The sequence below is a fragment of the Mesorhizobium sp. B2-4-2 genome, from assembly GCF_006442845.1.
Taxonomy (GTDB): domain Bacteria; phylum Pseudomonadota; class Alphaproteobacteria; order Rhizobiales; family Rhizobiaceae; genus Mesorhizobium.
This window is the reverse complement of record NZ_VFVM01000015.1, coordinates 58,258-84,619: the sequence shown is the minus strand read 5'-3', so window position 1 is coordinate 84,619 and position 26,362 is coordinate 58,258. Positions and strand designations below refer to the sequence as shown.

At 63.1% G+C, this 26,362-nt stretch carries 30 protein-coding genes and 1 tRNA gene; 16 read left to right on the top strand and 15 right to left on the bottom strand.

Translation table 11 applies throughout. The features are described from left to right. Positions 1-79: 79 nt before the first annotated feature. The 4 genes from FJ942_RS25600 to FJ942_RS25585 all read right to left on the bottom strand — a co-directional run bounded on the left by FJ942_RS25600 (position 80) and on the right by FJ942_RS25585 (position 1,843). Positions 80-457: a hypothetical protein gene (locus tag FJ942_RS25600; protein WP_140899356.1), complete on the bottom strand. Its 378-nt coding sequence runs from the start codon at positions 455-457 to the stop codon at positions 80-82. Positions 458-859: 402 nt separating this feature from the next. Then, a tRNA-Glu gene (locus FJ942_RS25595) sits at positions 860-934 on the bottom strand. 89 nt (positions 935-1,023) lie between these two features. Next, complete coding sequence (locus tag FJ942_RS25590) at positions 1,024-1,431, bottom strand: VOC family protein (protein ID WP_140899353.1); 408 nt, start codon at positions 1,429-1,431, stop codon at positions 1,024-1,026. 13 nt (positions 1,432-1,444) lie between these two features. After that, on the bottom strand, positions 1,445-1,843 hold the full coding sequence (locus tag FJ942_RS25585; RefSeq protein ID WP_140500558.1) for a fimbrial protein: 399 nt from the start codon (positions 1,841-1,843) through the stop codon (positions 1,445-1,447). 25 nt (positions 1,844-1,868) lie between these two features. On the opposite strand from FJ942_RS25585, the gene FJ942_RS25580 reads away from it, so the two are divergent. Continuing rightward, positions 1,869-2,924: an RluA family pseudouridine synthase gene (locus FJ942_RS25580; protein ID WP_140899351.1), complete on the top strand. Its 1,056-nt coding sequence runs from the start codon at positions 1,869-1,871 to the stop codon at positions 2,922-2,924. A 211-nt stretch (positions 2,925-3,135) separates the two neighbouring features. Continuing rightward, a complete protein-coding gene (gene rpoH, locus FJ942_RS25575) occupies positions 3,136-4,047 on the top strand; it encodes an RNA polymerase sigma factor RpoH (RefSeq protein ID WP_027023478.1) in 912 nt (303 codons plus the stop codon). Between the two features lie 86 nt (positions 4,048-4,133). Here rpoH and FJ942_RS25570 read toward each other — a convergent pair whose 3' ends face one another. The 4 genes from FJ942_RS25570 to FJ942_RS25555 all read right to left on the bottom strand — a co-directional run bounded on the left by FJ942_RS25570 (position 4,134) and on the right by FJ942_RS25555 (position 6,724). Further along, on the bottom strand, positions 4,134-5,006 hold the full coding sequence (locus tag FJ942_RS25570; protein ID WP_140899349.1) for an MBL fold metallo-hydrolase: 873 nt from the start codon (positions 5,004-5,006) through the stop codon (positions 4,134-4,136). A 246-nt stretch (positions 5,007-5,252) separates the two neighbouring features. Continuing rightward, on the bottom strand, positions 5,253-5,912 hold the full coding sequence (locus tag FJ942_RS25565) for a peroxiredoxin (protein WP_140500553.1): 660 nt from the start codon (positions 5,910-5,912) through the stop codon (positions 5,253-5,255). A 169-nt stretch (positions 5,913-6,081) separates the two neighbouring features. Continuing rightward, positions 6,082-6,447, bottom strand: a complete 366-nt coding sequence (locus tag FJ942_RS25560) for a cell division protein ZapA (RefSeq protein WP_140500552.1) — start codon at positions 6,445-6,447, stop codon at positions 6,082-6,084. Positions 6,448-6,451: 4 nt separating this feature from the next. Then, positions 6,452-6,724 (bottom strand): DUF4164 domain-containing protein, encoded by a 273-nt coding sequence (locus tag FJ942_RS25555; RefSeq protein WP_140500550.1) that lies wholly within the window; start codon positions 6,722-6,724, stop codon positions 6,452-6,454. A gap of 259 nt (positions 6,725-6,983) precedes the next feature. Here FJ942_RS25555 and tkt point away from each other — a divergent pair, with 259 nt between their 5' ends. The 7 genes from tkt to FJ942_RS25520 all read left to right on the top strand — a co-directional run bounded on the left by tkt (position 6,984) and on the right by FJ942_RS25520 (position 16,523). Continuing rightward, positions 6,984-8,975, top strand: coding sequence for a transketolase (gene tkt / locus FJ942_RS25550; RefSeq protein WP_140899346.1), 1,992 nt, complete (start codon positions 6,984-6,986; stop codon positions 8,973-8,975). Between the two features lie 211 nt (positions 8,976-9,186). Next, positions 9,187-10,197, top strand: a complete 1,011-nt coding sequence (gap, locus tag FJ942_RS25545; protein ID WP_140500546.1) for a type I glyceraldehyde-3-phosphate dehydrogenase — start codon at positions 9,187-9,189, stop codon at positions 10,195-10,197. A 213-nt stretch (positions 10,198-10,410) separates the two neighbouring features. After that, positions 10,411-12,294 carry a potassium/proton antiporter gene (locus tag FJ942_RS25540; protein WP_140517876.1) on the top strand — a complete coding sequence of 628 codons (1,884 nt, stop codon included), beginning with the start codon at positions 10,411-10,413 and terminating at the stop codon, positions 12,292-12,294. Between the two features lie 167 nt (positions 12,295-12,461). After that, a complete protein-coding gene (locus FJ942_RS25535; protein WP_140899344.1) occupies positions 12,462-13,658 on the top strand; it encodes a phosphoglycerate kinase in 1,197 nt (398 codons plus the stop codon). Positions 13,659-13,783: 125 nt separating this feature from the next. Then, complete coding sequence (locus FJ942_RS25530; protein WP_140899341.1) at positions 13,784-14,809, top strand: class I fructose-bisphosphate aldolase; 1,026 nt, start codon at positions 13,784-13,786, stop codon at positions 14,807-14,809. A 167-nt stretch (positions 14,810-14,976) separates the two neighbouring features. Then, positions 14,977-15,708 (top strand): thioredoxin family protein, encoded by a 732-nt coding sequence (locus FJ942_RS25525; protein ID WP_140500539.1) that lies wholly within the window; start codon positions 14,977-14,979, stop codon positions 15,706-15,708. A gap of 98 nt (positions 15,709-15,806) precedes the next feature. Beyond that, positions 15,807-16,523: an SGNH/GDSL hydrolase family protein gene (locus FJ942_RS25520; protein WP_140584726.1), complete on the top strand. Its 717-nt coding sequence runs from the start codon at positions 15,807-15,809 to the stop codon at positions 16,521-16,523. Between the two features lie 81 nt (positions 16,524-16,604). On the opposite strand, the gene FJ942_RS25515 is transcribed toward FJ942_RS25520, so the two are convergent. Together FJ942_RS25515 and FJ942_RS25510 are read right to left on the bottom strand one after the other, a co-directional pair. Beyond that, positions 16,605-16,784 (bottom strand): hypothetical protein, encoded by a 180-nt coding sequence (locus FJ942_RS25515; protein ID WP_181165425.1) that lies wholly within the window; start codon positions 16,782-16,784, stop codon positions 16,605-16,607. Positions 16,785-16,881: 97 nt separating this feature from the next. Continuing rightward, complete coding sequence (locus FJ942_RS25510) at positions 16,882-17,829, bottom strand: ring-cleaving dioxygenase (RefSeq protein ID WP_140584728.1); 948 nt, start codon at positions 17,827-17,829, stop codon at positions 16,882-16,884. Positions 17,830-18,139: 310 nt separating this feature from the next. On the opposite strand from FJ942_RS25510, the gene FJ942_RS25505 reads away from it, so the two are divergent. The 4 genes from FJ942_RS25505 (at position 18,140) to FJ942_RS25490 (ending at position 20,289) form a co-directional block, all read left to right on the top strand. Beyond that, positions 18,140-18,307, top strand: a complete 168-nt coding sequence (locus FJ942_RS25505) for a hypothetical protein (RefSeq protein WP_140899338.1) — start codon at positions 18,140-18,142, stop codon at positions 18,305-18,307. Between the two features lie 84 nt (positions 18,308-18,391). Further along, entirely contained in the window at positions 18,392-18,982 is a 591-nt protein-coding gene (locus tag FJ942_RS25500; protein WP_140517872.1) for a DJ-1/PfpI family protein, read from the top strand. Between the two features lie 55 nt (positions 18,983-19,037). After that, positions 19,038-19,481, top strand: coding sequence for a hypothetical protein (locus tag FJ942_RS25495; protein ID WP_224680332.1), 444 nt, complete (start codon positions 19,038-19,040; stop codon positions 19,479-19,481). An 88-nt stretch (positions 19,482-19,569) separates the two neighbouring features. Then, positions 19,570-20,289, top strand: a complete 720-nt coding sequence (locus tag FJ942_RS25490) for a YafY family protein (RefSeq protein WP_140500532.1) — start codon at positions 19,570-19,572, stop codon at positions 20,287-20,289. Positions 20,290-20,352: 63 nt separating this feature from the next. Here FJ942_RS25490 and FJ942_RS25485 read toward each other — a convergent pair whose 3' ends face one another. From FJ942_RS25485 to FJ942_RS25475, 3 genes are all read right to left on the bottom strand, one after another. Continuing rightward, complete coding sequence (locus FJ942_RS25485) at positions 20,353-21,048, bottom strand: DUF1013 domain-containing protein (RefSeq protein WP_140899336.1); 696 nt, start codon at positions 21,046-21,048, stop codon at positions 20,353-20,355. Positions 21,049-21,371: 323 nt separating this feature from the next. After that, entirely contained in the window at positions 21,372-21,512 is a 141-nt protein-coding gene (locus FJ942_RS25480) for a DUF1127 domain-containing protein (protein ID WP_140500528.1), read from the bottom strand. Positions 21,513-21,706: 194 nt separating this feature from the next. Next, complete coding sequence (locus FJ942_RS25475) at positions 21,707-22,717, bottom strand: NAD(P)H-quinone oxidoreductase (protein WP_140500527.1); 1,011 nt, start codon at positions 22,715-22,717, stop codon at positions 21,707-21,709. A 121-nt stretch (positions 22,718-22,838) separates the two neighbouring features. Between FJ942_RS25475 and FJ942_RS25470 the strand changes: the two genes are divergently transcribed. From FJ942_RS25470 to FJ942_RS25460, 3 genes are all read left to right on the top strand, one after another. Then, positions 22,839-23,033, top strand: coding sequence for a DUF1192 domain-containing protein (locus FJ942_RS25470; RefSeq protein WP_140627951.1), 195 nt, complete (start codon positions 22,839-22,841; stop codon positions 23,031-23,033). 84 nt (positions 23,034-23,117) lie between these two features. After that, positions 23,118-24,365, top strand: a complete 1,248-nt coding sequence (locus FJ942_RS25465; RefSeq protein ID WP_140500523.1) for an MFS transporter — start codon at positions 23,118-23,120, stop codon at positions 24,363-24,365. Positions 24,366-24,396: 31 nt separating this feature from the next. Next, positions 24,397-24,660, top strand: coding sequence for a metalloregulator ArsR/SmtB family transcription factor (locus FJ942_RS25460; RefSeq protein ID WP_140500522.1), 264 nt, complete (start codon positions 24,397-24,399; stop codon positions 24,658-24,660). Positions 24,661-24,695: 35 nt separating this feature from the next. On the opposite strand, the gene FJ942_RS25455 is transcribed toward FJ942_RS25460, so the two are convergent. Together FJ942_RS25455 and FJ942_RS25450 are read right to left on the bottom strand one after the other, a co-directional pair. Then, entirely contained in the window at positions 24,696-25,352 is a 657-nt protein-coding gene (locus FJ942_RS25455) for a glutathione S-transferase family protein (protein WP_140517605.1), read from the bottom strand. Positions 25,353-25,402: 50 nt separating this feature from the next. Next, the gene (locus FJ942_RS25450; protein ID WP_140899333.1) at positions 25,403-26,287 is read right to left on the bottom strand and encodes an alpha/beta hydrolase; all 885 of its coding nucleotides are present in this window, start codon (positions 26,285-26,287) and stop codon (positions 25,403-25,405) included. Positions 26,288-26,362 lie beyond the last annotated feature (75 nt).

Here is a 26,362-nt window from a genome sequence, read left to right as displayed (position 1 = left end):
GGGATCGGCGATCCGAACGCCGAACGGCTCTAGCGCATTAAGCCGCGGCGCGCCCTGCGCGGAGAGTTGCGGAAAACAGCTATTGGCCGATCTTGGGAGATACGAATTGCAAGGTGAACACGTTGCCGGCAATCCCTTGCGCCAGTTGCGGCGAAAGGCTGAGCGGCGTGCAATTCTTCACCGCGGTCATTGCGGCGTCGATGAACGACTTTCGCGCCTTGTCGTCGCCGGCCACCTTGGCGGCGGTCGGCCGTGGCGGACCAAGCAGCGTGCCGTCGCGCTTGAAGCTGAAGCTCAGCGTGACGATGGAATTTCCGGCATCCACCGGCGGCGTCCAGCATGCCTGGATCGCCGTGCCGACTTCGTCCATCGTGTTGAGCTGGGCGGCAGCCGATGGGCAGGTGGCGCCAATCGCCAATGCGCCGCTAATCAGGAGCATTCCAGCGGTTCTTTTCATTGCAATCCTCCACCGTCGACCCTTCCGGCCGCCCACGTGCGATCGTCAGGATTGATGGTAGGGCTGGAGATGGCAAGGGCAATATGCTTTGGCGAAAGCTCTTGCCGAAAGCATTGGAGGCAGCCCCGCCCGCAGCGGCCGGCCAAAAAACAAAAGGCCGGCAGTGGGCCGACCTTTGTTTTCACCGCAGCGCCAGTACATCCGTGGTCGCGGGTGAATTGTCTCCAATAGACAGATTATAGGTAAACGAAACGTTAATCGAAGCCGCCATGCCATAGCTCCGAGCCCGGCTTTTGCCAGCGCTCCATGCGGTCATATGCGCGCATATGACGAAGCTTCCGCGGAGGCCTTGAACATTGTTTGACGCTGGAGGGATCATCAACGGCTGAGCCGTCGCCTTCTTGGTACGCCCAAGGGGAATCGAACCCCTGTTCCCGCCGTGAGAGGGCGGTGTCCTGACCGCTAGACGATGGGCGCGTTCAAGAACCGGCGATATAGGCTGGCGGCGGAGAAAAAGCAACTGGGGTCCGCCGGCTTTCCCGGGATCAAGAAAAAGCTGGCTGCTGCTAGCGTTTTGGCTCGATCAGGTCCCATAGATTGCCGTGGAGATCGGCGAAAACCGCCACCGTGCCGTAGGGCTCCAAGCGCGGTGGCTCGCGAAATTCGACGCCCTTCGCCACCATCGCCGCATGATCGCGGGCAAAGTCGTCGGTTTCCAGGAAGAGAAAAACCCGCCCGCCGGTCTGGTTGCCGATGCTCTTCCTTTGTGCCTCGTCGGAGGCCTGGGCCAGAAGCAGCCGCGCGCCGCGCCCGCTGGCCGGCGCGACCGTCACCCAGCGCTTGCCGCCGCCAAGGTCCACATTCTCCAGGAGCACAAAGCCCATTCGCTCGACATACCAGTCGATTGCTTCGTCATAGCTGTCGACGACCAGCGCAACGGTGGCGATATGACGGTTTTCGGCAAAGCCGGTCATTGCGCGCCGGGCTTCATTTGTTGCGGATTGCGAAGCGGCCGATTATGCGCCGCTCGCCCATATCGTAGACGAAGATCGTGCGGCTGCCATCGACAAGTTCGGCGTCGATCGAGACGCGATTGCCGGATAGCGACTGGCTGACCACCCTGGCGCCGACCGGCAGCACGATGTCTCCGCTGAGCGGTTCGCCGGCGGGCACCTGGATGTCGCCGGCCAGCGGCGGGCTCACCGGCGCTGCCTTGCGTGATTTGTAGACAATCGCCGCGATCACCACCATAAGGGCCAGCAAGAGCAGGCCGAGATTGATGGCCATGAAGCGGATGAGCCTGCCGCGCACCTTTTCGATCTCGGGGTTGAGCGGCTTTTCCCCGCCTTCAACAACGGCGTCTTCGTCGGCGGCGGGGCGGGCCATGGCAAACATTCCGGAACGATTCTCGATGAGCGCTCATAACGAAGAGGCCCCCGGATTGATAGAGGACCAATTCATGCAGGCAGAACCGATCGTGCTCGTGGCCGGCGCCGACGATGCCGGCCAACGCCTCGATCAGTGGCTGGCAGGCAGGCTCGGCCCGGACATGTCGCGCAGCCGCGTGCAGATGCTGATCAGGCAGGGCGCGGTCTTGGTCGACGGCAAGGCCGTTGTCGAGACCAAGCGCAAGATGTCGCCGGGCGAAACTGTCTCGGTCGCCATGCCGGAGCCGGAACCGGCGGAGCCACAGGGGGAAAACATCGCCCTCGATATCCTCTATGAAGATGACGAACTGATCGTCATCAACAAACCCGCCGGGCTTGTCGTCCATCCCGGCGCCGGCAATTGGACCGGCACGCTGGTCAATGCGCTGATCCATCATTGCGGCGACAGCCTGTCCGGCATCGGCGGCGTGCGCCGGCCGGGCATCGTTCATCGCCTCGACAAGCAAACCAGCGGCGTCATGGTCGTGGCCAAGACCGACCGCGCCCACAAGGCGCTTTCGGAGGCCTTTGCCGATCACGGCCTGACAGGCGATCTCGAGCGCGCCTACCTGGCGCTGGTCTGGGGCATACCGCAGCGGCCGGCCGGAACGGTGGATGCCCCACTCGGCCGCGCCGCCGACCGTGTGCGTCGCGCCGTAGTACCCGAAGCACGCGACGATGCCCGCCGCGCCGTCACCCATTTTGCGGTGCAGGAGCGCTTCGGCGAAAACCAAAAGGAATTCGCGACCGCAAGTCTGGTCGAATGTCGCCTGGAGACCGGCCGCACCCATCAGATCCGCGTCCACATGGCCCATATCGGTCATCCGGTGCTCGGTGATCCCGATTACGGCCAAGCCTTTCGCACCAAGGCCAACCGGTTGCCCGAACCGCTGAGAAGCCAGGTCAAGGCCTTCTCCCGGCAAGCTTTGCACGCCTGGCTCCTTGAATTTCGCCATCCGACTACCCATCTATCGATGAGGTTCGAGGCACCGATACCGAGGGACATGGAGGAACTCGTCGGCGGCTTTCGCAGTCTCTGAATCCGCCGCCCGGCAAGCTTCAAATCAACCATCAAAAAACCTGACTGGCGTTGTTCACTTCAGCGTGACACACTGTTTCGTGTTGAACAAATGCCTGTCTTTTCTGGTTTTGTTCCTGTATATATCTGATGTCGCGAGCGAGCCTTTGGTGCTCGCGTCACATGCCCGCCGCGTTTCGGGGGCATCACTCCAATAGAGAGGGGGCGCTATCATGGCCCAGTCACTACCCAGTATCGTTTCCGGCGAAGGCGGCCTCAGCCGCTACCTGGAAGAGATCCGCCGCTTTCCGATGCTTCAGCCGCAGGAAGAGTACATGCTCGCCAAGCGTTATGCCGAGCATGAGGACACTTCCGCAGCGCACAAGCTCGTCACCAGCCATTTGCGGCTCGTCGCCAAGATCGCCATGGGCTATCGCGGCTACGGCCTGCCGATTGGCGAAGTGATCTCGGAAGGCAATGTCGGCCTGATGCAGGCCGTCAAGAAATTCGAGCCAGAGCGTGGCTTCCGCCTCGCGACCTACGCCATGTGGTGGATCAAGGCCTCGATCCAGGAATACATCCTGCGCTCGTGGAGCCTGGTCAAGATGGGCACGACCGCCAACCAGAAGCGTCTGTTCTTCAACCTGCGCAAGGTGAAGGGCAAGATCCAGGCGCTTGACGACGGCGACCTCAAGCCCGACCAGATCGCCGAAATCGCCACGAGGCTGAACGTCTCGGAAGCGGAAGTCGTGTCGATGAACCGCCGCCTGTCGGGCGACGCCTCACTCAACGCGCCGATCCGGGCGACGGAAGGCGAGTCCGGCGAATGGCAGGACTGGCTGGTCGACGACCACGAAAGCCAGGAAGAGATGCTGATCGAGCAGGACGAGCTGGAAAACCGGCGCGGCATGCTGTCGGGTGCTCTTGCGGTGCTCAACGAACGCGAACGGCGCATCTTCGAGGCGCGCCGCCTCGCTGATGAGCCGCTGACCCTGGAAGAACTGTCGGCTGAGTTCGACATCAGCCGCGAGCGCGTGCGCCAGATCGAAGTGCGCGCTTTCGAGAAGGTACAGGATGCGGTCAAGGCCGCCGCCAAGCGCCAGACCCAGGCGCTGCGTACCATCGAGGCGCAGCCGGCGGCTTAAAGCCGGCATCGGCAACAAGATAAAAAGGCGGCGTCAGGAGACTGGCGCCGCCTTTTTCGTATACCGCAGCGGGTGGCGTGATTGCTTCAAAGCCCATCCAGCGGAAATTTCAGATACCGTCGGCCATTGGCTTCCGGTTCCGGCAGGCGTCCGCCATTCATGTTGACCTGCAGCGCATGCAGGATCAGCCTCGGCATCGGCAATGTCCGGTCGCGCGCCTCGCGCAGGGCAACGAATTCGGCCTCGCCGCGCGCGGCGGCAAGATGTATGTTGTCGGCTTTCTGCGCGGCAACCGTGCTCTCCCATAACGCCTGGCGCCCGCCGGGCTGATAATCATGGCCGACAAAGACGCGCGTGTCCTCCGGCAGGGCCAGAATGCCCTGGATCGAGTGCCACAGGCGCGCGGCGCTGCCGCCGGGAAAATCCGTTCTTGCCGTGCCGCTGTCGGGCATGAACAGCGTGTCGTGAACAAAGGCTGCATCCCCGATCACATAGGTGATCGACGCCAGCGTGTGCCCGGGCGAGAAAAGCACCCTTGCTGGAAGCGTTCCCACCCGAAAAACCTCGCCGTCGCCGAACAGCCGGTCCCACTGCGAGCCGTCGGCGGGGAAATCCGGCCAGTTGTAGATCGCCTTCCACAATTTCTGGACCTCGACGATCCTCTCGCCGATCGCCGTCGGCGCCGCGGTCCTTTGCTTCAGGTACTGCGCGGCCGAGAAATGATCGGCATGCGGATGGGTGTCGAGAATCCATTCGACGCTCAGTCCCTCCGCCCTGACGAAATCCAGCAGCGCATCGGCATTGGCTGTCGAAACTGCGCCGGACTTCTCGTCGAAGTCGAGGACCGGATCGATTATGGCACACCGCTTCGTCACCCGGTCGGCGACGACATACTGGATGGCGCCGGTCGACTTGTCGTGGAAACCGGTGACCTCAGGCTTTGCCGAACCTATGTCCAATCCGACGTCCCCTCCGTTAGCCAGACGGGAATGATTTTCTCTGCCAGAGCAACATAAGAGCATGCTTGTCTAGCGGGGCCCTGCCGTCAAGCACGCCTTGCCAGAAAAGCGACGGAAGTCGAAAAATGCCGGCCAGGCAACTGGAGCAATTCCAAGCGGTTCCCCGGAAAGCGCGTGGCGCTTTGCCCAAGGAATTGCGCAAAAACAAAGAGATGGTTCGCCGTTTCCGTGAACCGGAGAGCCGCTTTACGCGGAAGGCTGCTTGGTCTTCCTGAGATAGGGCAGGATGGTCTCGTAGGCGCCGAAGCGCTTGATGGCGTCCTCGTTGGAAACCGCCGCGGTGATGATGACGTCCTCGCCCTGCTTCCAGTTCGCCGGCGTCGCCACCTGGTGCTTGGCGGTCAGCTGCATGGAATCGACCGCGCGCAGGATCTCGTCGAAGTTGCGGCCCGTGGTCATCGGATAGGTCAGCACCAGCTTGATCTTCTTGTCGGGCCCGATGACATAGACCGAACGCACGGTGGCATTGTCGGCGGGCGTGCGGCCCTCCGACGTCTCGCCTGCACCAGCAGGCAGCATGTCGTAGAGCTTGGCGACCTTGAGATCCTTGTCGCCGATCAGCGGATAGTTCACCGAATGACCGGTGGCCGTCTTGATGTCGTCCTGCCATTTGCCGTGGCTTTCGACCGGATCGACCGAAATGCCGATAATCTTGACGTTGCGCTTCTTGAACTCGCCCTCGAGCCCCGCCATCGTGCCCAACTCGGTCGTGCAGACGGGAGTGAAATTCTTCGGGTGGCTGAACAGCACCGCCCAGCCGTCACCGATCCACTGGTGAAAGCTGATCGGTCCTTGCGTGGTCTCGGCGGTGAAATCCGGGGCGATATCGTTGATGCGAAGGCTCATGTTGTTTCCCTACCCTTGAAATGTTGCCGGCAACGGCTGGCGAGCGCTCAAATCTTTTTAACACCTCGGCGGCAACCCACAAATGCCTAAAGCCACAGGCGCCCGTCGCGCCCGCGAAAAAATTTCTCTTCTTGCCGCCAAGTTCGGCAGGAATTTCCGAGGAGACCGCTTATGCCTTGTTGACGGCCAGCGTCGCCGCAAGATCTTCCATGCGCTGCGCCAGCGCGCCAAGCGCGTTGGTCAGCACGCTGTCGCTCTTGTCGGCCTTGGTCAGCGCCTCGTCGCGGGTCTTGCGCAAGGTCAGCACTTCGCTTTCCATGCCCTTGACGCGCTTCTGCAGCTCCGAGAGTTCATCCATGACCATGATGCCGGCCATGACCGTCAGCCGCTGGTCGCCGATCTCGCCGAATGAATCCTTCAGATGCGAGACGTAGCGGTCGAAACGCTCGGCGAGATCGATCAGATGCTCTTCCTGGCCTTCGTCGCAGGCCATCCGATACTGCTTGCCGTCGATGGAAACCGTGACCTGTGCCATCAGCCTACCTATCCAACACAGCGCGGATGGTTTCCATGGCGGTCACCAGTCGTCGCGACACTTCCTTGTTGGCATCCTCCAGCCGCTCGGCGCGCGCCTCGGAACTGTCGAGCTCCTGCGCCAGCCGCGAGCGGTCGGCATTCATCCGCTGCACCTCGGCCTCGGCTTCCGAATAATCGCGCTCATGCTCGAGCTTGGCCGCGACGGCGTTTTCCAGGCCTTCCATGGCCTTGCCCAGCCTTGCGATGACTTCCTTGAGTGTCGTTTCCCCGGTCATGGCCTCGTCCTGTGCCCTGCCCATCACCGAATCGCTCGCGTTCAGAACGCGTTATCTCTGAAACATTAGGCACCGGGTGAAGGCGACGTCAACAAAGCTCTCGCGACTGTCCCCTGCTAACGCTAATATAGGCCTGCCCGCGGCATCACAAGGCCGGCAAATGCGCACCGGTTTGTTGACTAAAAGTGCGCGCCTGCTATGTGTCGCGCACGCTTTTCAAGGGCTCTCCCAAGGCCCCAAACCCCACCCCGGAGGAACCATGACGTCGCGTGAACAACATGACCGGATGGCCAATGCGATCCGCTTTCTCTCCATGGACGCGGTCGAGAAGGCGAACTCCGGCCATCCCGGCCTGCCCATGGGCTGCGCCGACATTGCCACGGTGCTGTTCACCCGTTTCCTGAAATTCGACGCCAAGGCGCCGCATTGGGCCGACCGCGACCGCTTCATCCTGTCGGCCGGCCATGGCTCGATGCTGCTCTACTCGCTGCTCTACCTGACCGGCTACGAAGACATGACGATCGACCAGATCAAGCACTTCCGCCAGTTGGGCTCGAAAACCGCCGGCCATCCCGAATATGGCCACGCCGCCGGCATCGAAACGACCACCGGCCCGCTCGGCCAGGGCCTTGCCAATTCTGTCGGGTTCGCGCTCGGCGAGCGCATCATGAACGCCGCCTTCGGCAACGACCTCGTCAGCCACTACACCTATGTGCTGGCCGGCGACGGCTGCCTGATGGAAGGTGTCTCCCAGGAGGCGATCGCGCTTGCCGGGCACCTCAAGCTCAACAAGCTGATCGTGTTCTGGGACAACAACAACATCTCGATCGACGGCCCGGTGTCGCTGGCTGACAATACCGACCAGGTCGCGCGCTTCCAGGCTTCCGGTTGGAACGCCAGCCACATCGACGGCACGGATCCGGAAGCCATCGCCTATGCGATCGAAGCCGCCCGCCATTCCGACAAGCCGACGATGATCGCCTGCAAGACGACCATCGGCTTCGGCGCCCCGACCAAGGCCGGCACCAACAAGGCGCACGGCTCGCCCCTCGGCGCCGACGAGATCGCAGGCGCGCGCAAGTTCTTCAACTGGGAGTCACCCCCCTTCGAGGTTCCAGCCGACATCTTCGATGCCTGGCGCACGGCCGGCACGGCCGGCGCCGAGGCGCGCGCCGACTGGGAAGGTCGCCTCGCCAAGGCCGACGCCAAGCTCAGGGCAGAGTTCGAGCGCCGCGTTGCCGGCAAGCTGCCGTCCAACTTCGACGCCGTCATTGCCGACTACAAAAAGAAGCTCTCCGCCGACAAGCCGAAGGTCGCCACCCGCAAATCTTCCGAAATGGCGCTGGAAGTCATCAACGGCGCCGTGCCCGAAACCATCGGCGGCTCGGCCGATCTCACCGGCTCCAACAACACCAAGACCAGCCAGACCAAGAACATCACCCCGGACGACTACGGCCAGCGCTATGTCCACTACGGCATCCGCGAACACGGCATGGCTGCCGCCATCAACGGGCTGACGCTGCATGGCGGCCTGATCGCCTATGGCGGCACTTTCCTGTGCTTCTCCGACTACGCCCGCCCCTCGATGCGGCTGGCCTCGCTGATGGGCATCCGCTCGATCTTCGTCATGACCCATGATTCCATCGGTCTCGGCGAAGACGGCCCGACCCATCAGCCGGTCGAGCATGTGGCGGCACTGCGCGCCATCCCGAACCACAACGTGTTCCGTCCGGCGGACGCGGTCGAGACCGCCGAATGCTGGCAGTTGGCCCTTGAATTGGAAAAGACGCCGTCAACGCTGGCGCTGACCCGACAGAACCTGCCGACCGTGCGCACCGAATTCACAGAGAAGAACCTGAGCAGCCAGGGCGCCTATGAGCTCGCCGCCGCCAGCGGCGAAGCCGCGGTGACGATCTTCGCCACGGGTTCGGAAGTCGAGATCGCGCTCGGCGCCCGCGACCTCCTGGAGAAGCACGGCCATCCGACCCGCGTCGTTTCGGTTCCTTGCTTCGAACTTTTCGATAAGCAGAGCGAGGACTACCGCCGCAAGACGATCGGCAATGCGAAGGTGAAGATGGCGATCGAAGCCGGCATCCGCCAGGGCTGGGATCACCTCATCGGCTCCGATGGCATCTTCATCGGCATGACCGGCTTCGGCGCCTCGGGAACGATCGAGCAGCTCTATCCGCATTTCGGCATCACCGCCGAGGCGGCCGCCAAGGCGGCGGAAGCCCGCCTGCATGGCAAGTAAGGCCGTGCTTGTTGCCCAAAAGTGTATCTCGATTTTGGGACAGCGACATGTATGAAACAAGAACGCTCGGCGAAACCGCGTACAGCGGTTCCGCCGGACTGGCCTGACCTAATCGATTTAAATCCACGTCGCCGCGGCTGGATTCTTTCCGCTTCCGCCGCTATGAAGCTGCGGACCAATCGTCTGCCCTCCAGCTCCCAAGGAGAGAAAAATGACCGTCAGAGTTGCCATCAACGGATTCGGCCGCATCGGCCGCAACATCCTGCGCGCCATCCATGAATCCGGCCGCAAGGACATCGACGTCGTCGCCGTCAACGACCTCGGCCCGGTTGAAACCAACGCCCACCTCCTGCGCTACGACAGCGTACACGGCCGCTTCCCGCACGAAGTATCGGTTTCCGGCGACCAGATCACCGTCGGCAAGGAGACGTTCAAGGTCACCGCGATCAAGGATCCGACCCAGCTGCCGTGGAAGGAGCTCGGCGTCGACATCGCGCTCGAATGCACCGGCATCTTCACCGCCCGCGACAAGGCAGCCGCACACCTGACCGCCGGCGCCAAGCGCGTCCTCGTTTCGGCGCCCGGTGAAGGCGCCGACCTCACCGTCGTCTACGGCATCAATCACGACAAGCTGAACAAGGACCACATCGTCATCTCGAACGCGTCCTGCACCACCAATTGCCTGGCGCCGCTGGCCGCAGTCCTGCACGAGACGGTCGGCATCGAAAAGGGCATGATGACGACGATCCATTCCTACACCGGCGACCAGCCGACGCTGGACACCATGCACAAGGATCTCTACCGCGCCCGCGCCGCGGCACTCTCGCAGATCCCGACCTCGACCGGTGCCGCCAAGGCCATCGGCCTGGTGCTGCCCGAGCTCAAGGGCAAGCTCGACGGCATCTCGATCCGCGTGCCGACGCCGAACGTCTCGCTCGTCGACTTCAAGTTCATCGCCAAGCGCTCGACGTCGGCGCAGGAGATCAACGAGGCTGTGATCGCCGCCTCCAATGGCAAGCTCAAGGGCATCCTGTCGGTTACCCATCATCCGAACGTGTCGATCGACTTCAACCACGACCCGCACTCCTCGATCGTGGCGCTCGACCAGACCAAGGTGATGGACGGCAACTTCGTTTCGGTGCTGTCCTGGTACGACAATGAATGGGGCTTCTCCAATCGCATGGGCGATACCGCGGTCGCCTTCGGCAAGACCATCGCCTGATCGCGGGCCCATCTTCCAGAGACTTGAAACGCCCGGTTTCGTCCGGGCGTTTTCGTCGGAGTGCTCGGCAACGCGTCGCTTCGCTCCTGCTAAGCCCAAGGACGACGAAGTTGTGGGGCTTCGGCCCAAAAAACCGCTCTCCCGCCTTGCGCCGGCCATGCCTTCGCCCCACTCTTCCTTGAATCGAGAGAAGAGGCAGGGGACAAGTCACGGATGGAGCATGCGATCTATCTCGTCACGCTGGTGGGCACCGCGCTTGTCGTCGTCGCCGCGTTTTCGAGCCTGATCGCCTTCCGCTTCGGCGCACCGCTGCTGCTTCTGTTTCTCTGCATCGGGCTCGCCACCGGGACCGATGGCCTCGGCATCGAGTTCGACAACGCCCGCATCGCCTATTTTGCCGGCTCACTGGCGCTGGCGGTGATCCTGTTCGATTCCGGCTTCGGCACGCCTCTCAATGCCTTGCGGCAGGCAGCCGGGCCGGCGCTGTCTCTGGCCACATTCGGCGTGATCCTCACCACTGGCCTGTTCGGCGCCGCCGCCTACTATATGCTCGATCTCACCTGGCTGGAATCCTTCCTGCTCGGTGCCGCCGTCGCCTCCACCGACGCGGCCGCCGTGTTCTTCCTTTTGCGCGCCGGCGAGATCAATCTGCGCGAGCGCGTGCGCTCCACGCTGGAGGTGGAGTCCGGCACCAACGATCCGATCGCCATCTTCCTGACCATCACCCTGGTCGAGATCATAGCCGCCCATGCCGACCCCGAGGCCAATGTCCTGGTCACCAACCTCGTCCTCGGCTTCCTCATTAACATGGGCCTGGGCGCCATTGTCGGCGTGCTGGGGGGCCTCGCCATCGTGCGCCTCGTCGACCGGCTCAATCTCGACCATGGCCTGCTGCCGATCTTCGTGCTGACCCTATCGCTGATGGTCTTCGCCGCCGCCGGCGCCATCGGCGGCTCCGGTTTCCTGGCGGTCTATCTTGCCGGTCTCATCGCGGGTAATTCCGACATCCGCGCCGTCACCATCCTCAAGCGCTTCCAGGACGGCATGTCCTGGCTGGCGCAGATCATCATGTTCCTGATCCTCGGCCTGTTCGCGACGCCCTCGCAATTCCCGGCGATCATGGTGCCGGCGGTGCTGCTTGGCCTGTTCCTGATGTTCGTCGCCCGGCCGATCGCGGTCTGGCTTTGCCTGGTCCCGTTTCGTCTGCCGCGCCCCGAAGTCGCGTTTGTTTCCTGGGTCGGCCTGCGCGGCGCCGTCTCGATCCTGCTTGCCATCACTCCCTTGCTCGGCGGGCTGGAGAATGGCCGCACCATCTTCAACGCCGCCTTCATCATCGTCCTGGTGTCACTCGTCATCCAGGGCTGGACCGTTGGTCCGCTGGCGCGCCGTCTCGGCCTGATCGTGCCGGCGCGGCTCGGACCTCTGGACAAGGTCGAGCTCGAACTGCCGGGCTCGGCCCATCACGAACTCCTCGCCTACCGCGTCGCGCCGGGCAGCCCGGTGGCGCGCGGCGAGCGCATCCCTCGCTGGGCGCGGCCCTCGCTGGTGTTGCGCGACGGACGCTCGATGCGTTTCCAGGACATGGGCAGGCTTGCCGCCGGCGACCAGGTCTACATCTTCGTGCCGGACCGCTATCCACGCCTGCTCGACAAGCTGTTCGCCAGCCGCGCCGTCGTCGACCCCGAGGACGCCGATTTCTTCGGCGCCTTCGCCGTCGATCCGGCGCGTTCCGCTGCCGAACTGGAAGCCGCATACGCGCCGGGCCTGAGCGAGGCGGAACAGAAGCTCACCGTCGGCGCCCTGGTCACGGCGCGGCTCGGCGGCCATGCCGAATATGCCGACCGCGTGCTGATCGGCCCGATCGAGCTGATCGTGCGCGACGTCGACGACAAGGGCAGGATCACAGGCCTGGGCCTCTCCTTCGAACCGACCGCGCCCGTGGCGCGGGTACCGGTCTTCCTCAGCGCCGGCGAGATCGCCGACCGGATCAAAGCCTTCGTCCAGACCTGGCGCAAGCCGGTGGAAACACCGATCACCGCCGCACGCGCAGACGAGAAAACCGAGCCGGCGGTGGAAAAGGCAACGACCGAAAGCTGACACGGCGATCCTTTGCGCCGCACCCATCCGCCTGCCGTGACGCTTCGCGACGTCGACGCCTTCGCCTTCGCCTTCGCCTTGAAAATTTCGCGCCCTCCCCAGCCAAGTCTTGCATCGTCGTCGGTGCGGGGTATGGTCCCGGCGATTTCTCAGCGAAAGGAACCAGCATGGCCAGCTTCAAGACACTGGACGATATCGGCAACATCAATGGCAAGCGCGTGCTGGTGCGCGTCGACCTCAACGTTCCCGTCGCTGACGGCAAGGTCACCGACACGACCCGCATCGAACGCATAGCGCCGACCATCGCTGAATTGTCAGGCAAGGGCGCCAAGGTCATCCTGCTCGCCCATTTCGGCCGGCCCAAGGACGGTCCCTCGCCGGAATTCTCGCTGGAGCCGATCGCCAGGGCGACGGCCGAGGTGCTTGGCCGTCCCGTGGGCTTTGCCGGCGACTGCGTCGGCGACACGGCGGGAAGCGCGGTCGCCGCCATGAACAAGGGCGACGTGCTGCTGCTCGAGAACACCCGCTTCTACAAGGCCGAGGAGAAGAACGACCCGGCCTTCACCGAACGGCTCGCCGCCAATGGCGATATCTTCGTCAACGACGCCTTCTCCGCTGCCCACCGGGCGCATTCCTCGACCGAGGGACTGGCGCATCTGTTGCCAGCCTTTGCCGGCCGCACCATGCAAGCCGAACTGGAAGCGCTGGAGAAGGGCCTTGGAAATCCTGTTCGCCCGGTGGTCGCCATCGTCGGCGGCGCCAAGGTCTCGACCAAGATCGACCTGCTGATGAACCTGGTCAAGAAAGTCGACGCGCTGGTCATCGGCGGCGGCATGGCCAACACCTTTCTCGCCGCACGCGGCACCGATGTCGGCAAGTCGCTGTGCGAGCACGACCTCGCCGCTACCGCCAAGCAGATCATGACCGAGGCGGCCGAGGCCGGCTGCGCCATCATCCTGCCCGTCGACGGCGTCGTGGCGAAGGAATTCAAGGCGGGTGCGGCCAGCGAAACCGTGGCCATCGCCGACGTGCCTGCGGATGGCATGATCCTCGATGTCGGCGAAAAGACCGTGAGGGCCGTTGCCGACTGGATCGACCGCGCCGCGACCTTGGTCTGGAACGGGCCGCTCGGCGCGTTCGAGATCGAACCCTTCGATCGCGCGACGATGGCGGCAGCCAGGCATGCGGCGGCGCGCACCAAGACCGGCAAGCTGGTTTCGGTGGCCGGTGGCGGCGATACCGTGGCGGCGCTCAACCAGGCCGGGGTTGCCGACGATTTCACCTATGTCTCGACTGCCGGCGGCGCCTTCCTCGAATGGATGGAAGGCAAGCCGCTGCCGGGCGTCGACGTGCTCAAGCATTGAGACGATCAACTCGAGGCGAGCGCGCGGCGTTGCCGGGACTTTCGATCGATTGGAGCTTTCCGGCGTCATTCCTTTGGCGGTAGTGTCCTGTCAGGCGCAGAACAACACCGTCAAGGAGAAGCACGATGAGCGAACGTCTCGAAGACATTGCCGCCGCGATGGTGGCCAACGGCAAGGGCCTGCTGGCCGCCGACGAAAGCTCGGGAACCATCAAGAAGCGCTTCGACGTCATCGGCGTCGAATCGACCGCGGACAGCCGGCGCGACTACCGCGAGATGATGTTCCGCACCAGTGACGCCATGACCAGGTATATTTCCGGCGTCATCCTTTACGACGAGACCATTCGGCAGAAAGCGGCCGATGGCACGCCGCTGGTCGATATCATCAAGGCTTCAGGCGCCATCCCCGGAATCAAGGTCGATGCCGGCGCCAAGCCCCTGGCCGGCTTTCCCGGCGACACGGTCACCGAGGGCCTCGACGGCCTGCGCGAGCGGCTCGCCGACTATTACAAGCTCGGCGCCCGCTTCGCCAAATGGCGTGCCGTGATCGACATCGACAAGGCAAAGGGCGTGCCGTCGGTCACCTCGATCAGCGCGAACACCCATGCGCTCGCCCGCTATGCGGCCCTTTGCCAGGAAGCCGGCATCGTGCCGATCGTCGAGCCGGAAGTGCTGATGGACGGCGCCCACGACATCGACACGTGCTATGAAATCTCGAGGGCGACGCTGACGAAGCTCTACGACGAGCTCTACGCGGCCCGGGTGGTGCTCGAGGGCACGATCCTGAAGCCCAACATGGTGCTGGCGGGCAGGAAGTCGGGCGCGGTGAGCAGCCCTGAAGAGGTCGCGCAAAAGACCATAAAACTGTTCCGTGAGGCCGTGCCGGCGGCGGTGCCGGGCATCGCCTTCCTCTCCGGCGGCCAGGAGGATGAGGAAGCGACCGCCAACCTCAACGCCATCAACGCCATCGGCCCGCATCCGTGGAAGCTGACCTTCTCCTATGGCCGCGCCCTGCAGGCTGCCCCGCAGAAGGCCTGGAGCGGCAAGGCATCCAATGTTGCCGCGGGTCAGGCCGCCTTCACCCACCGTGCCCGCATGAACCATCTGGCGGCGCTTGGACAATGGAAGCCGAGCCTGGAGCAGGCTGCCTGACCACGGTTTTCCGTCTCTATCGGACCCGGGCCATGCGCCCGGGTTTTGCTGCGCTCCGCCGGACTTGGGATGAAGCGCCTCCATCCCTATTTCTCTCCAGCGCAGCCGGCGCGATGTCGGCTCATGCCCGTCCCGAACGTCCTTGGGATGAAGCCAGGGAGAGGTTCATGCATCGCAACAAGGTCGTTTCACGCGAGGATTGGTTCCGGGCACACAAAGCGCATCTGGCGCGCGAGAAGGAATTGACGCGATTTCGCGAGCGCATCGCGGCGGAACGGCGCGAATTGCCCTGGCTGAAGGTGAGAAAGGACTACGTCTTCGAAACCGAGCAGGGTCCAAGATGCCTGGCCGAACTGTTCGCCGGCCGCAGCCAGCTGATCGTCTATCATTTCGTGTTCGGGTCCGGCTCGACCCATCATTGCGAAGGCTGTGCGTTCGTCGCCGACCACATGGACGGTGCCAATCAGCATCTGAGACACCATGACGTGTCACTTGTCGCGGTGTCACGCGCGCCGCTCGCCGAGCTGCTGCCCTACCGAGAGCGCATGGGTTGGAAATTCGACTGGGTCTCATCCTATGCCTCGGACTTCAACTTCGACATGCAGGTGTCGTTCACCGACAAGCAGATCGCATCCGGTGAAGCGATCTACAACTTCGAGACGCCCGTTCTGAAATCGAAAGACCTGCCGGGCACCACCGTGTTCTACCGGGACGAGACCGGCGACATCTTCCTGACCTTCATGTCGCGCGCCCGCGGCAGCGAACAGCTGATCGGCGCCTATCAATATCTCGACCTTGCGCCGAAAGGCCGCGACGAGACCGGGCCTTATAGGACCTTGATGGACTGGGTGCGGCTGCATGACCAGTATGGAAACAGGTCGCAAGCGGACAGGGCTTAGGCATTCAGCGATCCCATCGAACATTGGACGCTTGAAGGCGTCCGCCACCGGTGCAAGGATCGTTCACCTCCGGCGAAACATGCGTTAAATGCTGCTCGATGCGACGCTTTCCGGCTCTCCTCACTTGGCTCGCCTTTCCTGTCTATGTCTGGCAGGGGCTTGGCGTGCGCCGACGCACCTCGCGCATGCTGCCCGCGCAAGGCCCGGTCATGCATGAGATAGCCGGCCGGAAGCCGGCGGTTTGGCTGCTGGTGCTGGGCGATTCCTCCGCCGCCTCGGTCGGCATCGAAAAATCCGAGAATGGCCTGGCCGCGCAGCTGGCCGTCCTGATCTCGCAGCGAACCGGCCGCGCCGTGCGCTGGCGCGCCGCCGGGTTCAATTCGGCGACGTCGGGGCAGATCCGCGACCACGTCCTGCCCAATCTCTCGGCCGATCCGTGGACGCATATCGTGCTCGCCATTGGCACCAACGACACCAAGAATTTCCACTCCGTGCCCCGCTTCAAGAGGGCGTTCGGCGGTCTGCTCTACGCCCTGCGCGCCAAATGGCCTGAGGCCCGCGTGGTGTGGTCTCCTGTGCTGGAGTTCACGCAAGCGCCAGCCATGCCGCCGCTGCTCGGCAAGATCCTGGAAATTCGCGCCGGTGAGATGAACCGGATGGGCAAACGTCTTTGCCTCGAACGCGGTGCGGTGCCGGCGCCGCGCTTGCCGATCACCAATCCCGAAGCCGGCTTCGCCTCGGACGGATTTCATGCATCGGAAGCCGGTTACCGGGCCTGGGCCGAGCACCTCGTCGGCTGCGTGATCGAAGAGTGATTGCCGCCGGCTCGTGCCGGCCCGATATTCCATCCTGCGCATTCCAGGCGGGAAACCGCCAGACACCTTCCTGGAACTGCGCTACGTCCAATGTCCAAGCACGGCCGTTATCGAAATGGCCGCCATGGCCAGGAGCGCCAGCTTCCAGAAGTCGCTGCGCCGTTTCAGCCCCGGCCAGCCGAGCGGCTTGATCAACTGGATGACCATGATGCCAAGGATGACGAGGGCGAGGAGTTTCGACATGCCGCCTTTGACCAGCATCGCGGTCGGCTGTCAAAGCGCGTCGTTCGTCGCTCGAAAAAAATAGGCGCCGCGATCCGGACTGGAACGCGGCGCCAGCCTTTGATCGGGGAACGATCTACTTCAGCGGCTTGAGGCCGGCCTCGATCGAAGCGCGCTTCGATTCCAGGAATGGCGGCAGGGCCAACTTTTCGCCCAGCGTCTCCAGCGGTTCGTCGGCGGTGAACCCCGGCCCGTCAGTGGCGATCTCGAACAGGATGCCATTCGGCTCGCGGAAATAGAGGGAGCGGAAATAATAGCGCTCGACCTCGCCGCTCGACGGCAGACGGAATTCGGCCAGCCGCGCCGTCCATTGATGCAGCGTCTCCTGGTCCGGCGCCCTGAAGGCGACGTGATGAACCGCACCGGCACCTTGCCTTGCCGGCGCCAGTCCCGGCTGCACCAGGACGTGCAATTCCGCCGCCGGCCCACCCTCGCCCATTTCAAAGACCTGAACCTGGCCCTCCGGCGAGGCATAGTCTCGGACCTTGCGCATGTTCATCACTTGCGTCACCACTGCTTCGGTATTGGTGAGGTCGGGAACGCTGATGACGATCGGCCCGAGCCCGCGGATCTGGTGTTCGACCGGCACGCGGCTTTGCGCCCAGGGGCGGCTGTCGCCCTTGCCGTCATCGCTGACGAGGCGCAGACGCTGGCCCTCGGGGTCCTCGAAATCCAGGCTGGCGTAGCCACCGATGTCGGCAATCTCACTCGTGACGATATTTTCGTCAGTCAAGTGTTGCTTCCACCAGGCAAGGCTGTCCTGGCCACCAACCCTGAGGCTGGTCCGGACAATGCTGTGGGTGCCGCGTCGCTCGCGGCCGACCGGCCAGTCGAAGAAAGTAAGGTCGGTGCCCGGCGTCGCTTCGCCATCGGCATAGAAGAGGTGGTAGGCTGAGGTATCGTCCTGGTTCACCGTCTTCTTGACCAGCCGCAAGCCCAGCACCCTTGTATAGAAATGAAGATTTCCACGCACATTGGCGGTGATGGCGGTCAGATGGTGAATTCCTGTCAGTTGAAGGCTCATGGTCGTCTCCCTGTTTTTGGGGAAGAATTTTCTCCTTCCATATCAGAACTTCGGATCCCTGGCTGGAGACCACGTATCCTGACAGTCCGTCGCCAAAGGCTGAACAATGGATCATGACCAGGCATTGCAGTAGTGAACAATCTCGGCCTTCTAAACCTGCTTCGGGCCGCGGTCTGATGCAGTGAAAACGATACCTTCACAGGGATAACCCACCGATCGCAACTATTATCCAAGCCCTGCCATCCTCCTGACAGACTGCTGTCAGGAGGGGTGTGCGATACTGTCTTCATTCACAGAGAGGAGACTAGCCATGACCGGTTCCACCATTCTGCGCGGCATGCAGCACTATGTCGGCAAGATTCGTACGATGCGCAACGACATCCGCACCCAGCGGTTCATCAACTCGCTGCCGGCGGACATTCGCAAGGATATCGGCTGGCCGGACATGTATGCCGAACGTCGCCTTCGCGACAATTGAGACGAATTTTTCGGCAAAGCGGTTGGATGTAGGCGCCCCAACGCCCAGATGATAAGTCCGGCACGCGAGGGACGGAGCGAGCGTATGCCCAAGCAGAAGACAATTGGCCTTCTTTTCATAGACGGCTTCGCCGACTGGGAATATGGCCTGCTGGCCGCCTCGGCGGTCGAATGGTTCGGCGCCCGCGCGGTTTCGCTGACACCCGATGGCAGGCCGGTGAGCGGGATCAGCGGTTTCCGGCTGACGCCCGACCGCTCGGCCGGCGCCGATGAAAATGCCGATCTCGATGCCATCGCCGTCATTGGCTCCGACCGATGGGCGGGCGAGGCGCCGCCCGAGGTGGCGGAATTGCTCAGGGACGTTGCGATGCGGGATGGTGTCGTCGGCGGTATCTGCGCCGGAACGCTGGCGCTGGCCCGAGCCGGCATGTTCGAGAAGGCGAGGCACACCAGCAATGGCCGTGACTGGATCAATCGCCACATTGCTGGCTATGCTGGCGATCACAATTATCAGGACGTGCCGCATGCCGTGTCCGACGGCAAGATCGTTTCCGCGCCAGGTTCGGCGCCCGGCACCTTCGCGCTGGCCTTCCTGAAGACGCTCTATCCTGAACGAAACGGCGAACTTGCCGAGATGCGGACGCTATTCGCCAGGGAGTATGCTGAACCCTCCTGACAGAATGGTGTCAGGAGCGCCATGCCATAGATGCGAGCGGTGAACAGGACGAGCGATGAAGAGCTGGACCGACAGATTGAACACGCCGGGGGTGAACGGCATCAAACCGGCCCCGCGCACGGTGGCAGATGGAGTCGAAGACCAGACGATGCTGGTGCCGACGGCGCAACAGGTCGACGAATTCATCCGCTCGATTCCCGAAGGCGTCGAGATGGACGTTCGCGTGCTGCGCACGGCGCTTGCCTTTGACCGTGGCGCCGAAGTGACATGCCCGGTCGCGATCGGCTATCATCGGCGTACCGTTGCCGAAGCAGCCATTGAGGATCTCGGGCGCGGCATGACGCTGAGCGATGTCGCGCCCTTCTGGCGCGAGCTCGATGCCCAGGACGCCGACAACGAGGAAATTGTCCTTCGGCGCGGAATTTGTGGCCGCGCAGCGCAAGTGCGAAGGCCTGAAACCATGATGCATGCCGCCGAGTGTTCTGCGGTTTCGGAATAAGGCATGCGCAAGAACACGATGCATGCAGCCCAAAAGTGGGAACCGGTTTTGGGCGACATGCATAGGAACAACATCGAGGGACCATACGATGCGACGCGCCGACAGGCTCTTCCAGATCGTGCAGCATTTGCGCGGTGGCCGTCTGGTCACCGCGCAGAAGCTTGGCACATGGCTCGAGGTTTCCGAGCGAACCATCTATCGCGACATAGCCGACCTTCAGTCGACCGGAGTGCCGATCGACGGGGAAGCGGGCGTCGGCTACATGATGAGGGAGGGTTTCGACCTTCCACCGCTGATGTTCACGCGTGACGAGATCGTGGCGCTGGTCGCCGGCGCCCGCATGGTGCGTGCCTTTGGCGGTGCGGCCATGGCCCGGGCCGCTGATGAGGCTTTGGTCAAGATCGGCGCGGTGCTGCCCGATGCCGAAAAGGACCGTATCGCTCGCACCGAGATCCACACGCCGATGTGGGTGGTGAGCGATGCCGCGCGCGAGGCGATCGACCTGATCGAGCGCGCCATCGAGAAGCGCCAGGTGCTGACCATCGACTATTCGGACGAAGCCGGCCGCGGCACCGCCCGCGACATCAGGCCCTTGGGCCTTTGGTTCTGGGGCAAGGTGTGGACGCTGGTCGCCTGGTGCGAGATGCGCGACGATTTCCGCGCCTTCCGCATCGATCGCATCGCCTCGGTGGTCATCGCAGGCCGCGTCTTCAAGCCGGAGCGCGGCAAGCAGCTCGCCGATTTTTACCGGGCGGTGGAACGCAGCGAGGATTACGGCATGGCGCCGGACCGTGCGGCGCGAAGCTGAAATCTCCCGACCACGTGGAAAAGCCCGCTCGAAGCGGCCTTTTCAGTCGAATTTACGAGAATTCTACTCCTCGTCGTCGTTATCCCTGTCCTTCGACTTCAGAGCCGAGAGCTTGGCGAACACGGCGTTGGCGTCGAGTTCGGCATCCTCGTCCTTCGGCTTTTCGGGAGCCGGAACCAGGCGCTCGGTCAGCGCCGCCGGCAGCAGTGTGTCGCCGACCGGCTGTGCCTGCTCGCGGCCGCGCGATGCGCGGTTGACTTCCATGTCAAGATCGATCTGCGAGGCGAGACCGAGCGTCACCGGGTCCATCGGCTGCAGGTTGGCAGAGTTCCAGTGCTTGCGCTCGCGGATCTGCTCGATCGTGGACTTGGTGGTGCCGACGAGGCGCGAGATCTGCGCGTCCTTCAATTCGGGATGGTTGCGCACTAACCAGAGAATGGCGTTCGGTCGGTCCTGACGCTTCGACAGCGGGGTGTAGCGCGGCCCCTTGCGCTTGGATTCCGGCACCCGCACCTTGGGGTCCGAAAGCTTCAACCGCTGGTTCGGATCCTTCTCGGCACGCGCGATCTCGTCGCGGGTCAACTGGCCGGTCATGATCGGATCCATGCCCTTGATGCCTTGCGCCGATTCGCCGTCGGCGATCGCCTTGACCTCGAGCGGATGCAGCCCGCAGAACTGTGCTATCTGCTCGAAGGAAAGCGCGGTGTTGTCGACCAGCCAGACAGCGGTCGCCTTTGGCATCAGCAGCGTATTGGCCATTTTAAAAATCCTTCTCGTTCGCCCGCGTTCCCGCGCGGGCGGTGGTTTAGAGCCACCAAAATGGGAAATTCGCAGGTTATATAACCGCTCTCCGGCGGTTCCGCAATGTTTTTGGGAAGGCGTTCTTGGGAACGCCCGTCGATCTGGCAACCACACCGGGGCAGATCAATCACGGGCGGCATGAAAATGGTGCCGCGAATATGTTTGGGGTCCAGAAAGACAAAACCCGCCGGACAGGTCCGGCGGGTTCGGAACCGGCGACGAGCAAGCGTCTGCGGCGGCTCTGCTTTGCGACCCCGCCTTGCGGCGGGCGGTTCTTGAAGTCAGATCGCCTGGCGGGCGATCTTTTCGATGTCGGCGCGGTTGATGCCGAGATCGCTGAGCTGGCGCGCGTTGAGGCGGTTCAGTTCGCGCACGGTCTCGTTGTACATACGCCAGTTACGGAAAGCGCGGATCGGGTTCATGTCAGTCCTCCAAATGGGGTGTTCGTTTCGATGATGCTCAAATAGTCATCATCGAGCGGCACTTGAATGGCTGATTTTGCATGGCAATGATGCAAATGCTGCATTGCACCATTAAGCTTTTGTTCAGCTTGCAGGCAGGGCCGGGTCGCGGGTATGAGCCCGCCTCGGCCAGCCGGGCATCGGCAATGTTGCCGTCAGCCGACGTCGAGCACGATCTTGCCGATATGATCGCCTTCCTCCATACGCTCATGCGCCCGCCAGGCATCGGCAAGCGGGAAGATCATGTCCATGACGGGCGCGATCCGGCGCGTGCCGAGCAACGGCCACACCTGCGCTTCGAGCGCGGCTGCCAGCGCCGCCTTGAACTCGACGGTGCGCGGCCTCAGTGTCGAACCGGTATGAACAAGCCGCTTGACCATGATTTTCGAGAAATCGGCGCTCGCCACCGCGCCGCCTTGCAGGGCGATCTGGACGATCCGGCCCTCGACCGCCGCGGCCTCGTAGTTGCGCGCCACATAGTCGCCGCCGACCATGTCGAGGATGACGTCGGCACCCTTGCCGCCCGTCGCTTCCTTGACCGCCGCGACGAAATCCTCCTCGCGGTAGTTGATCGCCCGGTCAGCTCCGAGCTTCAGGCAGGCATCGCATTTCTCCTTGTTGCCGGCCGTGGTGATGACATGGGCACCGAAGGCCGATGCAAGCTGGATCGCCGTGGTGCCGATACCCGAAGAGCCGCCATGGACCAGCAGCGTTTCGCCTTTCTTCAAGCCGCCGCGCTCGAACACATTGTGCCAGACGGTGAAATAGTTTTCCGGCACGGCCGCCGCTTCCGTGTGGGTGAAACCGGCCGGCAGCGGCAGCACGCTGCCGGCATGAACCTTGACATATTCGGCGTAGCCGCCGCCGGGAGTGAGCGCGCAGACGCGCTCGCCAAGGCGCCAGCGAGATATCTCGTCGCCGAGCGCGGCCACTTCGCCCGACGCCTCCAGGCCCGGCAGGTCCGACGCACCGGGCGGCGGCGGATAGGCGCCCTTGCGCTGCTGCACGTCGGGCCTGTTGACGCCGGCGGCGCGCACCTTGATCAATATTTCGCCGGGACCGGGCACAGGCACATCGCGCGTCTCCGGTTTCAGCACCCTGGGCCCCCCCGGCTCGGAGATCGCGATGGCCGTCATCCTTGCCGGAATTTTAGATCCGCTCGCCATGAAATCTCCCGTCTTTCCTCGCCGCATTCTTGCCGGCTGTTTGCATCGACGCCCCTGCCCTATGTATGCTCATTGGCAAATCAGGCAAATGGCCAATCGGTATGGCGGAGGAGGAGCACAAATGGCGATCTTCGACGACGAACCCAAGAAGAAGGCGCGTCCGCACGAGATCGGGCAGGACCTGTCGCTGCTCTCCGTCGGCGAGTTGTCGGAACGGATCGGCATGCTGCGTGACGAGATCGCCCGGTTGCAGGCTGAACTCAAGTCGAAGGACAGCACCAAATCCGCGGCCGAGGCGCTGTTCCGCCGCGGATAAGGCCGAAAAGACCCGCCTCCGAAAAGCCCGAATGCGACTGTCTTCAGACTCTGCGTCTCTCCTCGATTTCAGCCGGATCAAAAAATGCTCGCAGCCTACAGACCGATCCTTTCGCTGCTTCGGGGCACCGCCTTCCTTTTGGCAGCGTCGGGATTGCACGGCTTGCTGTTGCCGCTGCGCGGCCAGGTGGAAGGCTTCTCCACCGCATCGCTTGGCCTGATGGGCACAGCCTGGGCCGGCGGCTTCGTCACCGGCTGCTTCTTTGCACCACGTATCGTGCGCCGTGCCGGCCACGTGCGCGCCTTCGGCGCCTTCGCCGCGTCCGGCGCCATCGTTGCGCTGCTCACCGGCCTGGTCATCGACGAATATGTCTGGATCCTGCTGCGCGCCTTCACCGGCTTCACCATGGCCGGCGCCTTCATGGTCATCGAAAGCTGGCTGAACGAAAAGGCCACCAACGAGAATCGCGGCACCGTCTTCGGCCTCTATATGATGGTCACCTATGCCTCGATCATGGGCGGGCAGATGATCGTCGCCGGCGGCGACGTGAAATCGGCCTCACTCTTCATGATCACCGGCATCCTGTTCTGCCTTTCGCTGATCCCGACCGCGGTTTCGACCGCCTCGCACCCCAAGCCGCTCCAGGACGTCAAGCTCGACGTCAAGGGGCTCTACGCCAACTCGCCGGTCTCGGCCATCGCTTGCGTCCTCATCGGCATCGCCAACGGCGCATGGGGCACGCTTGGCGCCGTCTATGGCGCCCGCATCGGCATCTCCACCGCTGAGATCGCCTTGATGATGAGCCTGGTGGTGGTGGCGGGTGCCGCCATGCAGCTTCCGGCCGGGCGTTTCTCCGACAAGACCGACCGGCGCTTCGTGCTGGCGGGTGCCGCTTTCGGCGCTGCGCTGTTCGCGCTCTTGATCTTCCTGTTCGAGCCGCGCTCCGGCGTCTTCGTCATCGTCTTCACCGCCGCCTACGGTGCTTTCGCCTATACGCTCTATTCGATCGCCGTGGCGCATGCCAACGACCACGCCAGTGCCGAGGACTTCGTCAAGGTTTCGGGCGGCCTGCTGCTGCTCTATGGCTTCGGCACCATGATCGGACCCTTGCTGGCGGCCGCCCTGATGGGCTGGATGCGTCCGGAGGGCCTGTTTCTGGCGACCGCCTTCGCGCATCTTTCCCTGGCAGGCTACACGCTGCTGCGCATCAGCCGCCGCGCGCCGGTGCCGATCGAGGACCGCGATGCCTTCAAGACGCAGCCCGCCGACCGTTCGGTGACGCCGGAAGCATTGCGGCTTGACCCAAGAAGAAAAGCAGAAGCAAACGGTTGAGATTCGAAGAACTTTGCCCCACAAATGAGGCATGATGCTTTCCGACGCCTTCATGGCGATCGCCGATCCCAACCGGCGCCATCTCCTGGAAGAACTTCGACGCGGTCCCAAAACCGTTAATCAACTGGCAGCCGGGCTGCCGGTCTCACGTCCGGCCGTATCGCAGCATCTGAAGGTGTTGCTCGATGCCGGCCTTGTCCACGCCAAGGCCGAAGGCACGCGGCGCGTCTATACGGTGAGCAATGCCGGCTTCCTGAAACTCAACATCTGGCTCGACCAATTCTGGGAGACTTGATCGTTCCTGTTCAAACGACCGGTCACGCACCACGATCAGCCATCATTATAGGGGAAGAGCTTGAAATAGGGCTGCGCCTCCTCAATCACCTGGGCGAAGGCCGGCCGCTGCAACAGCCGGTCATGGTAGCGACTCACGGCAGGATATCTGTCGCCGAATGGCTCGACCTTGTTGGCGTAGAACAGGGCCGGCGAGGCCGCGCAATCGGCCATGGTGAAGGCGTCGCCCACAGCCCAGTTCCTCGACGCCATCTCCTGCTCGATGATCGCGTAGGAATTGCGCAACTGGTCGCGCGCCTGTTCGACGCCGAACGGATCGGTCCTACGTTCCGGGCGCAGCCGGTCCCCGACGATCTTCTGCATCGGTTCCTGCACATAGAGATCGTAAAAGCGATCGGCCTGGCGAACCGCGATTGCGAGGTCGATATCGGCGGGGACGAGGTCGACCGGTCCGGGATAGTGCGCGGCCAGATACTCGATGACGAGGGTCGACTCCAGCACGGTGCGGTCGCGCGCATCGTCACGCAAAGCGGGCATCTTGCCCCAGGGCGCTATCTTCAGGAAGGCCGCTCGCGACTGCTCGTCGCCGAGATCGACGATGACGGACGCGAACGGCGTGCCGTTCTCGTAGAGCGCGATCAGCGGCTTCCAGCAAAACGAGGCCAGCGGATGATAGTGAAGCGTCAGGGACATTTTTGCTCACCTGTCTCGGGGTTCACGTCGTCTAGTACCGAAATGTTTACTTAACTATTGCCCAAACTTGTGGCGTCAGGACCGCGCTTTGAGTGCCAATCGGCCCGGATATGAGCGACGATGCCGGCGACGATCACATCCCAATCGTCCGGATGCAGTTCGTGGCCACCGCCTTCAACCCGGAGGAGTTTCGCGCCGGCGACCGCCCCGGCCAGCGCTTCGCCATGCTCGACCGGAAAGATGGGATCGGCCGTACCATGGATGACCAGCAGCGGCGCGTTCATCTCGTGCAGTCGGCCCCTCCATCGGTCACTATCGCCCTTGAGCAGGAAATGATTGGTCGCGCTGAGCAGGCCGCCGGAGCGATCATAGTCCCGCTCGATGAAGGCTTTCATGCGGCCCTCGTCGAAGGGATGTGCTGTGCTGGCGATCGCCTTGGCATCTTTGATCATGAAGTCGATGACCTGGCGGCGATCCGACCAGTCAATGTGCGCGCCTTCAGCCGAATGTTTGATATAGGCATCGCTGGTCTGCGGCAGGTACGAGGTGTCCACCCCCATCGGCGAGCTGCTGATCACGGTCAGCGACGCGACACGGGACGGATGCTTGAGCGCCACGAGCTGCGCGATCATGCCGCCCATCGACATGCCGGCGATATGCGCCTTGTCGAGGCCGTGGCTGTCGAGAACGCCGATCGCATCGTCGGCCATGTCGTCGAACGTGTAGGGCGGCTCTCCCGGCGGGTATTTGGTCGAGCGGCCGGTATCTCGATTATCATAGCGGATTACGAACAGTCCCGCGGCGGCGAGTTTCCGGCAAAACGCCTCCGGCCACCACAGCATTGAGGCCATCGCTCCCATGATCAGCAGCAGAGCGGGGTCGGCGGGGTCGCCAAAGGCTTCGGATATGATAGTGGGGCGTCCAGTCTTCGTCATCGCGTCGCCTCCTCATCTGCTTGCATTTTGCAATCGGTTGCACCATAATAAAACCGATACAATAATGCAACCGGT